Source organism: Microbacterium hominis (assembly GCF_013282805.1).
Lineage (GTDB): Bacteria > Actinomycetota > Actinomycetes > Actinomycetales > Microbacteriaceae > Microbacterium > Microbacterium hominis_B.
On the sequence record NZ_CP054038.1, the window covers coordinates 262,756 to 278,707 of the forward strand.

Sequence of the window (15,952 nt, forward strand, 5' to 3'; positions counted from 1 at the left end):
GAACCCATCATGCGCAGCAGCACCCCGTTCGCCCTCACAGTCGACAGCGGTGGCGACGATTTGGTCGTCACCGGCGCCGAGCCCCGCCTCTCATTCAGGCTCCCGCTCGAGGCGCAGGCCTCGGCCCGCTACGAGATCGAGGCCGAGATCGACGGTGTTCCGACGGGAATCGCCGAGGTGGAGGGTCACCGCTTCATCGAGTGGCCCTTCGGTGCGCTGCGCAGCGGAAGTCGGGTGCGGTGGCGAGTGCGCGCCACCGCACCCGGCACGGACTGGTCGGAGCGAGCCGCCTTCGAGGTCGGCCTGCTCGATCAGGACTGGACGGCGTCGTGGATCTCGCCGGTCGAAGAAGCCGACGCCGGGTACGGACAGCGTCCGGCCCACCTGCTCGCCGGCACGTTCACCCTGCCCGAGGACGTGGTCGAGGCCCGACTGTACGCGGCCGCTCTCGGTGTGTACACGGCGACGATGAATGGATGCCGCGTGGGCGGCGATGAACTCGCCCCTGGCTCCACCTCCTACGACCGCACGCTCTACGCGCAGGCGCACGATGTGACCGCGCTCGTGCGTGCGGGCGACAACCGGATCGAGATCGAGCTGTCCGACGGCTGGTACCGCGGGCAGGTCGGCGCGTTCCGTCTGCCGGCCGGTTGGGGCGCGACCACCGGCGTCCGCGCCGAGCTGCACGTACGCTGCGCCGACGGCTCGCGCCGCGTGGTCGTCAGCGACCAGAGCTGGACGGGCGCGGCATCCACCATCACCCGGGCCGATCTCATGGACGGCCAGACGACCGACTTCACCGTCGAGCCGAGCGATGCCCTCCCTGTGCGCATCGATGCGGTCGAGGGCGCCCCTGCGATCGACTGGTCGCCCGCCCCGCCGGTGCGCGTCATCGAGACGCGCTCGCCGAATGCGGCGCGCGAGATCCGCGACGGGGTGTGGGTGCTCGACTTCGGGCAGAACGCGTCGGGCTGGGTGCGTCTCACCGACCTCGGCGCGCCCGGAACCCGCACGGTCATCGAGTACGGCGAGTACGTGGATGCCGCGGGAGACCTCTCCACGTCGCACCTCGACTCCGAGCGGCCGGGCGAGGCGCCGCTGCCGTTCGTGCAGCGCGACGAGGTCGTGGCCGGCGCCGAGGGCAGCGTGTTCGAGCCTCGTCACACCGTGCACGGGTTCCAGTACGCGCGGGTCACCCGCTCGGATGCGCCGTTCGATCCGGCATCCATCGCCATGCAGGTGGTGCACACCGACCTCGCCCGCACCGGCACCTTCCAGAGCAGCGACGCCGACCTCAACCGGCTGCACGAGATCGCGGACTGGAGCTTCCGCGGCAACGCGGTCGACGTTCCCACCGACTGCCCGACGCGCGAGCGGCTCGCGTGGACGGGCGACTACCAGGTGTTCGCTCCCACGGCGACGCGCCTCTACGACGTGCTCGGGTTCACCCGCAAGTGGCTGCGCTCGGTGCGCGACGATCAGCTCGACGACGGCCGCATCGCGAACTTCTCGCCGGACGGTCGTCGCATCAAGCACCACCTCGACGACCAGTTCGCGATGATGACCGGCTCGTCCGGCTGGGGCGACGCCATCGTCGCCGTGCCCTGGGAGATGTACCTGTCGTACGGCGACCGCGAGGTGCTCGCGGAGAACTACGACGCCATGGTGCGTTGGGTCGAGTGGGCGCTGGAGAAGGCCCGCACCTCACGTCACCACGCGCGCATGCAGGCGGCGCCCGAGTCGGCACCGTTCGAGCAGTACCTGTGGGACGGCACGTTCCACTGGGGCGAGTGGACCGAGCCCAAGCAGCGCGACGCCGACGGCAACCCCATCGACCCGATCAAGCACAACCCGATGGCGTGGTTCATGGCCGACAAGGGCGAGGTGGGCACCGCCTACCTGCACCGCTCGACAGCGACCCTCGCGCAGATCGCCGGGATCCTCGGCAGGGATGCGGATGCGGCGCGATACGCGGACCTCGCCGACCGCGTCGCCGATGCGTGGCGCCAGGCCTACCTGCGAGAGGACGGCACGACGGTCACCGACACCCAGGCCGCCTACGTGCGCGCCCTGTCGTTCGGGCTTGTGCCCGCGGACCTCCGCGACGCGGCGATCGAGCGTCTCGTCGAGCTCATCCGAGCGAAGGACACCCACCTCGGCACGGGCTTCCTGGCCACCGGCGACCTGCTTCCGGTGCTCGTCGACGGCGGTCGCGCCGATGTCGCCTACGAGCTGCTCGCCCAGCGCACGGCGCCGTCGTGGCTGTACATGGTCGACCGCGGTGCGACGACCATCTGGGAGGACTGGGAGGGCATCGACGAGAACGGCGTCGCCCACGAGTCCCTGAACCACTACAGCAAGGGTGCGGTCATCCGCTTCCTGCACACCCACACCCTCGGACTCCGGCAGGAGGCCGACTCGGTGGCGTGGGAGCGTGTCGTCATCGCTCCGGTTCCCGCCCCCGGGATGACCTGGGCGCGCGGCACGCACGACGGCCCGCAGGGCGAGATCGCCGTCGAATGGCGCCTCGACGGCGACGGCATCCGCATCATCGCCGACATCCCGGCCGGCACGACCGCCCGCATCGTCTTCCCCGACGGCACCGCCCACGCCGTGGGCGCGGGCCGCTTCGACCAGACCGCCGGACTTCCGGCATCCACCCTCGCCGTCACCGCCCGGTGACGGACATCCCACGCATCGACGCGAAGAGAGAGAACGACATGACCAGCTTCCCCGACGGCTTCCTCTGGGGCGCGGCGACCGCCGGCCACCAGATCGAGGGCAACAACGTCAACAGCGACTGGTGGGCCCGCGAGCAGATGATGCCCGGCATGGAGCTGTCGGGCGACGCCGTCGACAGCTACCACCGCTACCGCGAGGACATCGAGCTGCTCGCCGACGCCGGCCTCACCTCGTACCGGTTCAGCCTGGAGTGGTCGCGCATCGAGCCGGTGCGCGGACACTTCTCGAAGGCCGAGCTCGCGCACTACCGGCGCATGATCGAGTTCTGCTTCGAGAAGGGCGTCACGCCCGTTGTGACCCTGCAGCATTTCACCACCCCCCAGTGGTTCGCCGCTCTCGGCGGCTGGGACGGCCCCGAGGCGCAGGAGCTGTTCTGCGCGTTCGTCGAGCAGGCGTGCACGATCCTCGACGGCGTCGAGTGGGTCGTCACGATGAACGAGCCCAACATGCAGGCCGCGATCATGACCGCGATGCGTCACCTCGCGGCCTCGGGCGGAGACTGGACGAGCCCCACGGTCGAGGCCGACGGCGACCAGGAGAAGAAGCAGACCCACAGCGACTTCCTCACCTACGCCGACCCCGAGATCGGCCGCATGTTCACGCGCATCCACCACGCGGCTCGCGAGATCGTGCGCGCCCGCACTGACGCGAAGGTCGGCTGGACCATCGCCGCGGGTGCCCTGACGGCCGCTCCGGGCGGCGAGGAGAAGCTCCTGCAGATCCGCCACGGCAAGGAGGACGTGTACTGGGAGGGCAGCCGCGGCGACGACTTCGTCGGCGTGCAGGCCTACTCCAGCCAGGAGGTCGACGCGAACGGTCTCGTGCCGCACCCGCCGCACCCCGACAACACGCTCGTCGGCACCGCATACCGCCCCGACTCGCTGGCCATGGCCGTGCGCCACGCGTGGGAGGTCAGCGAGAACACGCCGATCGTGATCACCGAGAACGGCATCGCCACGGCCGATGACACCCAGCGCATCCGCTACACCGGCGAGGCGCTCGAGGGCCTGCTGGGCACCATCGCCGACGGCATCGATGTGCGCGGCTACCTGCACTGGTCGCTGCTGGACAACTTCGAGTGGGGCCACTGGGAGCCCACCTTCGGCCTCATCGCCGTCGATCGCGACACTTTCGCGCGCACCCCGAAGCCCAGCCTCGCCTGGCTCGGCCAGGTCGCGCAGCGCAACGCGCTGCCCGCAGGGGTGACCGCGTGAGGGTCTCGGGCAAGACCTTCGTCGTCACCGGCGCCGGCAACGGCATCGGCCGCGAGGTGACCCTCCAGCTTCTCGCGGGGGGTGCGGCCGTGGCCGGCGTCGATCTCAACGAAGCAGGCCTGGCGAAGACCGCTGAACTCGCCGCCGCGGGTGAGCGCTTCTCGTCCCATCCCGTGAACATCACCGACCGCGACGCCGTGGAGGCGCTGCCGGATGCCGTCGCGCTGGCCCACGGCCCGGCCGACGCGGTCATCAACATCGCCGGGGTGATCCAGAAGTTCGTGAAGGTCGACGACCTGCCCTTCTCGGAGATCGAGAAGGTCATGAACGTCAACTTCTGGGGGACCGTGAACATGGTCAAGGCGTTCCTGCCTGTTCTGAAGTCACGCCCCCAAGCCGCCCTCGTGAACGTCGCGAGCATGGGCGCCTACGCTCCCGTGCCCGGCCAGGCGGTGTACGGCGCATCCAAGGCGGCCGTCAAGGTTCTGACCGAAGCGCTGTACGCGGAGCTGCTCGACACCTCGGTCGCGGTCACCGTCATCTTCCCGGGAGCGATCGGCACCGACATCGCCGCGAACTCCGGTGTCGCATTGTCGGACGGATCTGCCGATGCGCCGGCGTACAAGACGACCGCTCCGACGGCCGCTGCGGCGGTCATCGTCGACGCCGTGGAGAAGGGCAAGTACCGGGCGACCATCGGCGGCGACGCCGCCGCGATGGACAAGCTCTCCCGACTCAGCCCCAAGCGGGCCACCACGCTCATCGCCAAGCAGATGGGCGCGCTGCTCAACTGAATACCCCCGTAGGCGCCCCGTCGTCGGGCGCCTGCACCATCTCGCTGACACTCAGCATGCAAAGGAGCACCCATGTCCTTCCCCTTCGCCGACGTGTCGGACCGCCCGCTGTCCGACCTCCTCTCCCTCGCCGGCCGCCGCGCCGTCGTCACCGGTGCCGCTCAGGGCCTGGGCAAGGCCATCGCCTCCCGCCTGGCCGAAGCCGGCGCGGACCTTCTGCTCGTCGACCTCAACGAGGATGCCACCGGCGCGGCGGCCGCCGAACTCGCCGACAGCTACGGCGTGCGTGTGGCGAGCACCCGCGCCGATGTCGCCGACGCGTCGTCGGTCGCCGCCGCTGCGGACCTGGCGGTCGCCGAACTCGGCGGCATCGATGTCTGGGTGAACAACGCGGGGATCTTCCCCAATGCGCCCGTCACGATGATGCCCGACGAGATGTGGGATGCAACCTTCGCGGTCAACGCCCGTGGCGTCTTCCTCGGCGCGCGCGAGGCCGCCCGCCGCATGTCGGTGGACGGTTCCGGCGGCGTCATCGTCAACATCATCTCGACCGCGGGGGTGCAGGTGGCTTTCCCCGGCATGGCCGCTTACGTCGGGTCGAAGCACGCCGCGCTCGGGATGACGAAGTCGCTCGCCGTCGACCTGGCGCCGCTCGGCATCCGCGTGCTCGGGGTTGCGCCGAGCTTCGTGCCGACGGAGGGCAATATCGCCGCCGCCAAGGCGGGCGCCGCGGCCGCCGCCGCGGCTGGGATCGAGATGCCGCCGCTCGACGTCATGAACAAGAGCATGATCGGCCGCATGGGCACCCCCGACGACATCGCCCGCGTCGTGCTGTTCGCCGCGAGCGACCTCTCGATGATCATGACGGGAAGCACGCTCCTGGCCGACGCCGGCGAGACGATCTGACGCGCGCCACGACCAAGGGAAAGCCGATGACGACGACACCTCGCACCTCCGTGCAGCTGTACAGCCTGCGCGATCACCTCGCCGATCTGGATGCCGCGTTCGAGCGGATCGCCGCGCTCGGCGTCTCGCACGTCGAGCCCTTCTCGATCTTCGACCGCACGATGGAGGTCATTCCGGCTCTGCGACGGCACGGACTGAGCGTGCCGACCGGGCACGCGCCGTTCCTGTCCGACGAGATCGAGTACCAGGGCACCATGGTGCCGCTCCCGCCGCAGGCGATGACCTTCCAGGCTGCGCAGGCGCTCGGCATCGAGGTGCTCATCGACCCGATGGTGCCTGCGGGCCGGTGGCGCGCCGCCGACGAGGTCGCCCGCACCGCGGATCGGCTCAACGCGGCAGCGGCTCAGGCGGCCGAGTCCGGCATGCGCGTCGGCTATCACAACCACTCGTACGAGTTCCACCGCCAGATCGACGGGCGCACCGCGTACGAGCACTTCGTATCGCTCCTCGATCCGCGGGTCGTGCTCGAGGTCGACGTGTTCTGGGCCGCCGTCGCCGGACAGGATGTGCCCGCGCTCCTGCGTCGGCTCGGCGACCGCGTGGTCGCGCTGCACCTCAAGAACGGACCGATCGACGTCGATCCGTTCGCACCCGATGCGACCGTCCGCTCGTACGAGCTCGATCAGACGACCCTCGGTGTGGGCGCGCTCGACATCGCCGTGATCCTCGACGCGGCGCCCGCCACGCGCCTCGACGTCGTCGAGTTCGACCACGTGAGCGGCGACGTCTTCGACGCGATCGCGAGCTCCCTGCGCTACCTCGAGGCCCGGAACGATGTCGCGGCACACTGATCGGGCGCCTGCGCTGCTTGCGCCAGGCTCCACCGCGCTCGTCACCGGGGCGAGCTCCGGACTCGGGGAGGAATTCGCCGTTCAGCTGGCCGGTCGCGGGCTCGATCTCGTACTGGTCGCGCGCCGCGCCGAGCGCCTCCACGCCCTGGCCGACCGCATCGCCGCGGAGTACGGTCGCCGTGTCACCGTGATGCCCTTCGACCTGAGCGTGGCGGGCGCGGCTTCCGCACTCCACGCCGAGACCGCGGCACGCGGGCTACCGATCGACGTCCTGATCAACAACGCCGGCTCCGGGACCCTCGCCGACGTCGTCGTCACCGATCCAGCGGCCCTCGACGACGTGATCGGGCTCAACGTGACGGCGCTCACCGGTCTGTCGCGCCTGTTCGGCGGGGACATGGCCCGCCGTGGCCGAGGCGCTCTGGTGAACGTGGCGAGCCTGGCGGCACTCCTGCCGGCGCCGCACATGGCCGTCTACGGCGCGTCGAAGGCCTACGTGCACAGCTTCACGCAGGCGATCGATGCGGAGCTTCGCCCGGCTGGGGTCATCGCCCTGACGGTGCTGCCGGGACCCACCCGCACCGAGTTCTTCGACCGGTCCGGCGGACGGATCGGACCGGACAGCGCGTATCTCACGCCGTCGGTCGTCGTGGCGTCGACGTTGCGCGCACTCGACCGTCCGAAGCCTCCGATCGCAGTCGTGCCCGGCCGCGGAAACGCGTTCGCCGCCCCGCTGATGGCCCGCCTGCCGCGACGGCTGGGGCTGTCGATCAGCGGCAGGATGATGGCTCTCGGTCTGGACATCGCCGCCAAGTCCGACACACCCGGCACCACCACCCCCGAACAGGAACATCAGCAATGAACCGGATCGTCTGCAACCCGCTCGACCTGAGCTACCGCTACCAGGATGTGCGTACCCCGTTCGTCGGCCGCAGCGTCCACCGGGAGGCGGCGGATCCGACGATGGTCTTCTACCGTGGCCGGTACTACATGTTCGCGTCGATGACGCGCGGCTTCTGGCACTCCGAAGACCTCGTCACCTGGACGCTCCAGACGAGCGAGAACATTCCGGCGGTCGACTACGCGCCCGACGTGCGGGAGGTCGACGGTGCGCTGCTGTTCACGGCATCACGCAAGACCAAGGGGCGCTTCTTCCGCAGCGTCGACCCGCTCGCCGATGACTTCGAAGAGGTCGCTCCCAGCGACGTCGCGTTCTGGGACCCCGACACGTTCCAGGACGATGACGACCGCCTGTACCTGTATTGGGGGTGCTCCCACAATCGTCCCGTGAGCGGTGTCGAACTCGACCGGACCACGTTGCAGAGCCTCGGCGAGCCGGTGCCGCTCATCTCGGCGGACACCGCACACCGCGGGTGGGAGCGCACCGGAGACGACTACGTGGCCGAGGTGCGGCGGGGACTCAGCGGCAAGATCATGGACGCCTACATCGGCGACGCACCCTTCATCGAAGGCGCCTATATGAATCGCGTGGGCGACCGGTACTACCTGCAGTACGCGGGGCCGGGCACCCAGTTCAACACCTACGCTGACGGATGCTATGTCGGCTCCGGGCCGCTGGGCCCGTTCGAATACGACCCGCACAGCCCGTTCTCATCGAAGCCGGGAGGCTTCATCACCGGCGCGGGGCACGGGAGCACGTTCCAGGACTACCATGGCAACTGGTGGCACGTCGCCACCATGCGCGTCTCGGTGAACGCCGATTTCGAACGCCGGATCGGGCTGTTTCCCGCCGGCTTCGACGAGGACGGCATCCTGTTCTGCAATCAGAACTTCGCCGACTTCCCGATGGCGGTCCCCGACCGCCCGTTCGACCCGTGGACCGAGGCTTCACCCGGCTGGATGCTCCTCTCCTACCGCGCCCACGTCACCGCTTCGTCGGCTCTCGCAGGTCACGACCCAGAGCTCGCCGTCGACGAGTCGGTTCGCACCTGGTGGGTTGCCGAGTCCGACCAGCCCGGCGAATGGCTCCAGCTCGACATCGGCGCAACGCCGACGGTGCACGCGCTGCAGATCAATCTCGCCGACCACGAACTGGCCGCGCTCGCGCCGAAGCGCTCCGACGTGAGCAAGGTGACGTTCGGAAAGCGCGCCGTCTATCCCGACTCGCAGCCGACCGAGGTGCGGGTCGAGCTGTCCGTCGACGGAGAGGACTGGACCGTCGTGCACGACTCGATCGGTGCGGCACCCGACGCGCCGCACGCCTTCCTCACGCTCGACGCGCCGATGCGTGCACGCTACGTGCGGGTCACCGCGGGGGCGATGCCCTTCGGCGGCCCGTTCGCCATGAGCGGGCTGCGCGTGTTCGGCCTGGCAGACGGCGATGCGCCCCGCGCCGTCACGGTCTCGGGCGAGCGTCGTGATCCGCGCACCGCCTCGCTGGTGTGGGATGCCGCGCCCGGCGCCGTCGGCTACAACATCCGCTACGGACTGGCGCCCGACAAGCTCTACCACAGCTGGCTCGTCTACGACAGGACCGAGCTGGAGGTGGGCTCGCTCAACGCGGGACACACCTACTGGTTCGCCGTCGACAGCTTCAACGGGGCAGGGGTCACCCCGGGGGCGGTCGTGCGCGTCGGCGAGTGATCGCTGCCGAATCACTACTGCGATCGACGATCTGGTTCTACTCGGGCCGGTCATGGCCGATCTAACGTTGCGGTCGTCCCGGTGAGATGCGGCAGACCCGACCGTTTTCGACTGAGATAGCACCCGAAGGAGAGTGAACGCGATGGCGCGTATCCCCAAGCAGACAGCAAGCCAAGCGGACGGCGTGGAGTACCGGCGAGCCCGCACCTGGGAGATCGCCTTCTCGCAGCTGAACAACGGCTCGGCGATGATCTTCTACGTGCTCGTCGGCCTGATGAGTTACCTGCAGAACGCCGGCTACGGCATCGCCGTGGCCGTGGCCGGTGTCATCCTCACAGTCACCCGCGTCTTCGACGGCGTCATCGACCCGCTGCTCGGGCTGATCATCGAGAAGGTGCGCTTCCGCTTCGGCAAGCTGCGGTTCTTCATGCTCGTCGGCTGGGCGATCCGCTCGCTGGCCATCCTGATGCTGTTCGTGTGGGGATCCGATGCCGGACTCGGCGCCGCGTTCTTCATCGCCCTCTACGTCGTCTACATCATCGGCTCGTCGATGAACGACATCGCGGGTCAGATGTCCGGCCCCGTGCTCACCAATGACCCGCGGCAGCGACCGACCGTGCAGGTCTGGGCGACGGTGTACGCGTACCTGATCCCCTCGATCTTCACGATCATCTCCACGGTCGTCTTCCTGCCCCGCCACGGCAACGAGTTCACGGTGGCGATGCTCAGCGAGACGGCCCTCACCTACGTCGCCTGCTCGTTCGTCTTCCAGGTGCTCGCCTGCATCGGTGTGGCGCGCGTGGACAAGCCCGAGAGCTTCGCGCACATCTCCGTCACGCGGGAGAAGGCGGAGGTCACGGTCCGCGACATGTGGAATGTGCTCGCGCACAACGGATCCTTCCAGCGCTACCTGATCAGCGGCGCCTCCGACAAGCTCGCGCAGGTGGTGCGCTCGCAGGCTGTCATCGGCACGCTGATGTGGGGCATCCTGCTGGGCAACATGCAGCTGGGCACCGTCCTCAGCCTCGTGGCGATCCTCCCGGGCATCATCTTCGCGATCTTCGGCGCCCGCTACACGGGCAAGCACGGTTCGAAGGCGGCGACCGTCACCTGGACCTGGATCTGTCTGATCCTCGCCGCAGTGATGGCCGCCTTCTGCCTGTTGGTCGACCTGCGGGCGGTGCTCGGGAGCCTCGCGCTCACGATCCCCTTCTTCCTCGTCTACCTGCTGTTGAACGGTGCGTCGATGGTCGTCACCGTCGCCAACGGGGCGATGCGCGCCGACGTCATCGATTCCGAGCTGGACCGTTCCGGCAAGTTCCTCCCGGCCACCGTCACGGCGACGTACAACATCGTCGACCAGGTGATCTCGTCACTGGGGTCCACGCTCGCCCTCGGAGCGGTGGCGCTGATCGGCTTCACCACCGTCATGCCGCAGCCGACGGACAGCCCTAACACCGCGATCCTGATGATGACGATGGTCCTGTTCTTCGGGCTTCCGATCCTGGGATGGATCTGCACCCTGATCGCGATGCGCGGTTACAAGCTGGACCGCACCGAGATGATCGAGGTGCAGAAGCGCGTCGCGGGTCGCAAGGCCGAGCAGGCCGAGGTGGAGCCCATCGCGAATCTGTCCTGACTGCACGACCGAGGCCGCGGGAGGTCGCTCACGCTGAGCGACCTCCCGCGGCTCGTGTCATCCGGCGTGGGCTTCCCGGTAGGCGGTCGGGGTCATCCCGTACTCGGCGCGGAAGACCTTCACAAAGTAGTTCGCGTCGTCGTATCCGACGAACAGTGCGATGTCCCGCACGCTCTGCGAGGTGGTGGCGAGCAGTCTTGCCGCCCGTTCCGCGCGCCGCTGCGCGATGTATCCGGCCACCGTCGTCGCCGTCGCGTCTTTGAATCGTCGCGCGAGCGTGGATGCCGAGACGCCGAGCCGCTCGGAAAGTTCCGACGTCGAGGCGGGGCTGCTCAGATGCAGGTCGATCTCGTCGGTGACGCGTCGTACCAGCGGCGGAAAGCCGCGCTGCCGATGCCGCCGCACCGCCTGGCAGAAGTCCGTGACCATCTGCGCGGTGAAGCCCACCGTGCGCCGCGGGTCGGAGGTGTGGCCGATCCGGTGCAGGCGCTGCGCGTAATCCTGTGAGATCGCGTCGATCGTCACGGCGGGCAGACCGCCGCGCTGCGCGGCGACACGCGCCATGATCCGCAGGATCGTCGTACCGAGGAACGGCGTGTTCAGGTAGCCGATGACCCGAGGCATGCCGGCGAGGTGCTGCAGTGCGGTGAGGGCATCGTCGGCGGAGCCGTCGGCGACGGCATCCATGAATTCCTGCTCGAGACGGTACCGCTCGTCGATCACCGCGAACGATGCCGACTGCGGCGGTTCACCCTGCCCCGGCGCAATCGTTCCTCCTTCGGCCTTCACGTGCTGCAGGCTTCCGAGCGCGTCCTCGTGCCCGGCGGCCCGCATCAGCGCCGATGCGCTCCGATGCACGTACTCGGCGTCGACGATCGGGTATCGCGTGCGGTACAGCTTGTACAGCGACAGGTGCGCTGTGGGGATCGCCAGCCGGCTCATGAGCTCCTCTGCCGTGCCGGGATACATCTGCTCGTGCGTGTAGGGGCCGATCATGAGCAGCCGATCCTGCCACCGGACCAGGGTCACCGCCATGCCCAGAGGCTCCTCGACCTCGTGGATGACCTGGGCCGGCATCCCGCCCACGAACTCGCGCAATGCGGCGGCGGTGAAGGCGGGCTGGATCTGCGGGTTCAGGCAGTGCTCCCGCTCGAACGAGAGCAGCGCCGACGGGATCTCGGCCGTGAGGATCACGGGACAGCTCAGCACACCGGTGAGCACGGCGACGATCGATGCGAGTCGCTCGTCCGATTCGGTCATCGCCGTCGTCATGAGGCCCCTTCGCCTGTCATCACCGAATGTTTGCGGAATACGTACTGCTCCTGCGTCCTCAGTTCTATCATCGGTCGCCGATGTCTTCCTAACGTGGGACGAGCACCGGCACGCGCCGGTGCGCTGTGCGCCGAAGGAGACCACAATGACGCAGCCTCCCGTCCGTTCCACCCGCCGGGTCACGCCGATCCTCGAGGGGTGGGCATTCGCGCCCGCGGCGATGTCGGAGGCGAGCTGGGACGACGTCGTCGCAGCGGGCGGGCAGGTTGCCGTCCCTCACACCTGGAACGCGATCGACGGGCAGGCCGGCGGAGGGTACCGGCGGGGCCGCTCGACCTATGCGCGGCGCATCACCGCCGACGCCGGCGCCGTGCATACGTGGATCGAGTTCGCCGGAGTGAACTCGTCGGCGGAGGTGTACGTGGCGGGGGAGCTGCTCGCGCGGCACGACGGTGGGTACTCGACCTTCCGCGTCGACCTCACACGGCATCTCGTCGACGGAGAGGCGACCGTGGTTGTCGTCGTGGACAACGCCGCGAACGAGACGGTCTACCCGCAGCAGGCGGACTTCACCTTCTACGGCGGCATCTACCGAGAGGTGCTCCAGATCAGCGTCGGATCCGACCACTTCGCGCTCGGCGACGGCGGCCCCGGCCTGCTGGTCACCCCCTCGCTGGCCGGGTCGCGCGCCGACGTGACGATGAGTGCGCACGTGGTCGGTGCGACGGAGGCCGCCGTGCGCTTCGTGATCGACGGCGAGGCGGCCGTCACCGTGCCCGTGGTCGACGGGCATGCGCGCGCCGATCTCGCGATCGAGCGGGTGCGCCGCTGGCACGGTCTGCGTGATCCGCACCTCTACACGGCTCGCGCCGAGCTCCTGGACGCAGATGCGGTCGTCGACACCGTCGAGCTGCGATTCGGATGCCGGGAGTTCGCGGTCGATCCGCAGCGAGGGTTCCTGCTCAACGGCGAGGAGTATCCGCTGCGCGGCGTCTCGCGCCATCAGGACTTCGAGGGCGTCGGAAACGCGATCACCGAGGAGATGAAGCAGGCCGATCTCGCCCTGCTGCGTGAGCTCGGCGCCACGACCGTGCGACTCGCGCACTACCAGCACGACCAGCGGTTCTACGATCTGTGCGACGAGGTCGGTCTGGTCGTGTGGGCGGAGATCCCGCAGATCACGGTGTTCCTCCCCGGTGCCGTGGACAACGCCCGCGATCAGCTCACCGAGCTCATCGTGCAGAACCGTCACCACGCGAGCATCGTCTGCTGGGGCCTGTCGAACGAGATCACCCTCGCCGGCGCGGGTGACGATCTTGTCGCCGCCCACCGTGATCTCAACGATCTCGCGCACCGGCTCGACCCCACGCGCCTGACCGCGATGGCGCACCTGTTCCTGCTCGAGACGGACCATGCGCTCGTGACGCTGCCGGACGTGATGTCGTACAACCTCTACTTCGGGTGGTACGTGGGCGAGTCCGCCGACAACGACACGTGGCTCGATGACTTCCACGCGTCGTACCCCGAGATCGCGATCGGACTGTCCGAGTACGGGGCCGACGCGAACCCGCAATACCAGGCCGTGGACCCCGCCAAGGGCGACTACACCGAGAGCTACCAGGCGCTGTACCACGAGCACATGGTCGCGATGATCGCGCAGCGCCCGTGGCTGTGGGCCACCCACGTCTGGAACCTCGCCGACTTCGGATCGGCCGGTCGCGACGAAGGCGGCGCGGCCGGGCGCAATCAGAAGGGCCTCGTCTCCTTCGACCGCTCACTCAAGAAGGACGCGTTCTACGTCTACAAGGCTGCGTGGTCGACCGAGCCGTTCGTGCACGTGGCCGGGCGGCGCCGTGCCGAGCGCGCCGAGGCGGTCACCGAGGTCGTCGTCTACTCGAACCAGTCCGAGGTCACGCTGATCGTCGACGGCGTCGAGGTCGGCACGGTCGCCGGCAAGCGGGCGTTCCGTTTCGAAGTGCCTTTGGCAGGCGAGCACGAGATCGCCGCCCGCGCCGGCGATGCGACCGACGTGATCACCTTGCGAAAGGTGGATGCCGTTCCCGCGGCATCCATCATGCCGACGACCACGATCGCGAACTGGTTCGACGAGGCACCGCTGCCGACACCGGCCGGCTTCTTCTCGATTCAGGACACCCTCGCCGACATCAAGCGCAACGATGATGGCGCTCGTCTCATCGCGTCGGTGCTCGAGGCCGTGGCGACCAGTCGCGGCGAGGTCGGACGCGGCGTCGAGATCCCGCCCGCGATGCAGGCGATCGTCGACCGGATGAGCGTCGAGAAGCTCATCGCGCAGGCCGGCGGCGTGCCGATCGAGCAGGTCGCCGCGCTCAACGCGCAGTTGAACCTGATCGCGAAGTAGCGGGCGCGCCCCGCGATCGTGCGACGGGCGAGCGGTCGTCGGATCAGCGGGTCGCCGGCGAGCGCGGCTCGACCTGGAGCACGACCTCGCAGCGGTAGTGCTGGGACGCGGACATGTCGCCGCGGAACCACAGCAAGGCGATCGTGTCGGGGTCGCCGGGGGCGACGATGGGTCGCAGGTTGTCGACCGTGGAGTCCGCGGTGACGGCGGTCCAGGTCCACGATGCGCCGCCGTCGACGGTGTGACCGCGGTAGATCTCGTGGTGGGAGGTCTCGACGTCGCTGCGCGGGTCGAAGCGTGTGGAGATGTAGACGGTGTCGAGATCGTACGGATCGATCGCCGCGAGGCCGGTGTAGTCCTGCTCGTGGGGCAGCAGACCCGCGCCTGCGCGAGCGAGGTGGTGGACCTGCCACGAGCCACCGGGCGCGAGCCGTGCGTAGACGAACCGATGGTCGAGCACCGGGCGCATGCGTTCGTAGGCGTCCTCCGGTGTCTCGAGCACGTCGTCACCGCGCGCCGTCAGGGTCGCGACGATCGTGCCGTCCGCGCTGGTGCGGATGTCCGACGTCCACGCATGGGTCAGTTCGGCGTCACCGACGACCGATCCGGCGGCCAGGACCGTGGTGAGCCCCACTTGGGAGGGCGCGTCGCCGGAGAGCGCCCGCGCATCGAGCACCGAACCGTCGGAGCGGTGCAGCCGTCCGTCCTGCAGGTAGCCGTGATAGATCGAGTTGTCGAAATCGCGGGGGTGGTGGTCGGTCGTCACCAGGTCGATGCGCCCGTCGCGGGACGCGTAGCGGGTGTAGCCGTTGACGTAGCCGACCTTGGGGTGCGTGAAGAGCTTCCCGGCGAACGACCACGTATTCCCGTCGTCGTCGGACACGAGCGCGCACTGGTCGTCGTTGATCGCTCGCGTGAAGCACCACAGCCGGCCGTCGCTCTCGTGGATGTTCGCATACGTCACCCCGCGACCGCCGGTGAGCTCCGACCAGTCGAAGAAGTTCGCCGGGCCCCACCGGGTGGGGTCGTCGACCTCACTGATGCGCCACAGGAGCAGGTCATCGGTCTTGTGCTTCGCGTACATCGCCAGCCATCGGCCGTCGCGCCGCCGCCACAGGGCGGGCACGTTGTGATCGTCCGCTTCGAACGCCTCGTGGAGCACGACGATCTCGGTGTCGCCGCTGTCGAGGTCGACGACGGTGAGCTCGAGGTTGCCGGAGCGCCGGTCACCGTCGGCGCCGTCGGGGGCGGCGACGGTGCCGACGACGAGGCGGCGGGCGGCGGGATCGACGAGAGCGCGTTCGTCCTGGAACCAGCACCACGCGCCGTTGTCATTGATGACGAAGCGTCGCACGGAAGCGGCCGGTGACGCCGGGATGTCGGGTGCGGTGCTCACGATCCGCAGCTCCTCACTGAGTCGATGGACACGCGACGATGGCGCGGCCCGATTCTTCCATGGAAATCGTTTTCCCGCAGGCGCGGCATCCTCTCCTCCCCAGCCCGGTGCGAGTGCCGCTGTCCCCGAGCGCACGTACCCTGGTCGGGTGAGT

The 15,952-nt window shown here is 68.9% G+C and carries 11 protein-coding genes; 9 read left to right on the plus strand and 2 right to left on the minus strand.

What is annotated here, in order from left to right; genetic code table 11:
- Window positions 1-9 precede the first annotated feature (9 nt).
- The 8 genes from HQM25_RS01185 to HQM25_RS01220 all read left to right on the plus strand — a co-directional run bounded on the left by HQM25_RS01185 (window position 10) and on the right by HQM25_RS01220 (window position 10,750).
- Entirely contained in the window at window positions 10-2,682 is a 2,673-nt protein-coding gene (locus tag HQM25_RS01185) for a family 78 glycoside hydrolase catalytic domain (RefSeq protein ID WP_172988542.1), read from the plus strand.
- 38 nt (window positions 2,683-2,720) lie between these two features.
- Window positions 2,721-3,956, plus strand: coding sequence for a glycoside hydrolase family 1 protein (locus tag HQM25_RS01190; RefSeq protein WP_172988543.1), 1,236 nt, complete (start codon window positions 2,721-2,723; stop codon window positions 3,954-3,956).
- Window positions 3,953-4,750: an SDR family NAD(P)-dependent oxidoreductase gene (locus HQM25_RS01195; RefSeq protein WP_172988544.1), complete on the plus strand. Its 798-nt coding sequence runs from the start codon at window positions 3,953-3,955 to the stop codon at window positions 4,748-4,750. The genes HQM25_RS01190 and HQM25_RS01195 overlap by 4 nt, the downstream gene beginning before the upstream one ends.
- A gap of 72 nt (window positions 4,751-4,822) precedes the next feature.
- On the plus strand, window positions 4,823-5,656 hold the full coding sequence (locus HQM25_RS01200; RefSeq protein ID WP_172988545.1) for an SDR family NAD(P)-dependent oxidoreductase: 834 nt from the start codon (window positions 4,823-4,825) through the stop codon (window positions 5,654-5,656).
- Between the two features lie 26 nt (window positions 5,657-5,682).
- Window positions 5,683-6,507 (plus strand): sugar phosphate isomerase/epimerase family protein, encoded by an 825-nt coding sequence (locus tag HQM25_RS01205; protein ID WP_172988546.1) that lies wholly within the window; start codon window positions 5,683-5,685, stop codon window positions 6,505-6,507.
- Complete coding sequence (locus HQM25_RS01210; RefSeq protein WP_172988547.1) at window positions 6,491-7,369, plus strand: SDR family NAD(P)-dependent oxidoreductase; 879 nt, start codon at window positions 6,491-6,493, stop codon at window positions 7,367-7,369. Before HQM25_RS01205 ends, HQM25_RS01210 begins: the two co-directional genes overlap by 17 nt.
- Complete coding sequence (locus HQM25_RS01215) at window positions 7,366-9,111, plus strand: family 43 glycosylhydrolase (protein WP_172988548.1); 1,746 nt, start codon at window positions 7,366-7,368, stop codon at window positions 9,109-9,111. Before HQM25_RS01210 ends, HQM25_RS01215 begins: the two co-directional genes overlap by 4 nt.
- Window positions 9,112-9,253: 142 nt before the next feature.
- Entirely contained in the window at window positions 9,254-10,750 is a 1,497-nt protein-coding gene (locus tag HQM25_RS01220) for an MFS transporter (protein ID WP_172988549.1), read from the plus strand.
- 57 nt (window positions 10,751-10,807) lie between these two features.
- Here HQM25_RS01220 and HQM25_RS01225 read toward each other — a convergent pair whose 3' ends face one another.
- Window positions 10,808-12,010, minus strand: coding sequence for a helix-turn-helix transcriptional regulator (locus HQM25_RS01225; protein ID WP_172988550.1), 1,203 nt, complete (start codon window positions 12,008-12,010; stop codon window positions 10,808-10,810).
- Window positions 12,011-12,167: 157 nt separating this feature from the next.
- Between HQM25_RS01225 and HQM25_RS01230 the strand changes: the two genes are divergently transcribed.
- Complete coding sequence (locus HQM25_RS01230) at window positions 12,168-14,402, plus strand: glycoside hydrolase family 2 protein (protein ID WP_217275177.1); 2,235 nt, start codon at window positions 12,168-12,170, stop codon at window positions 14,400-14,402.
- 43 nt (window positions 14,403-14,445) lie between these two features.
- Here the strand turns inward: HQM25_RS01230 and HQM25_RS01235 are convergent, their stop codons facing one another.
- Window positions 14,446-15,798 carry a BNR-4 repeat-containing protein gene (locus tag HQM25_RS01235; protein ID WP_254359478.1) on the minus strand — a complete coding sequence of 451 codons (1,353 nt, stop codon included), beginning with the start codon at window positions 15,796-15,798 and terminating at the stop codon, window positions 14,446-14,448.
- Window positions 15,799-15,952 lie beyond the last annotated feature (154 nt).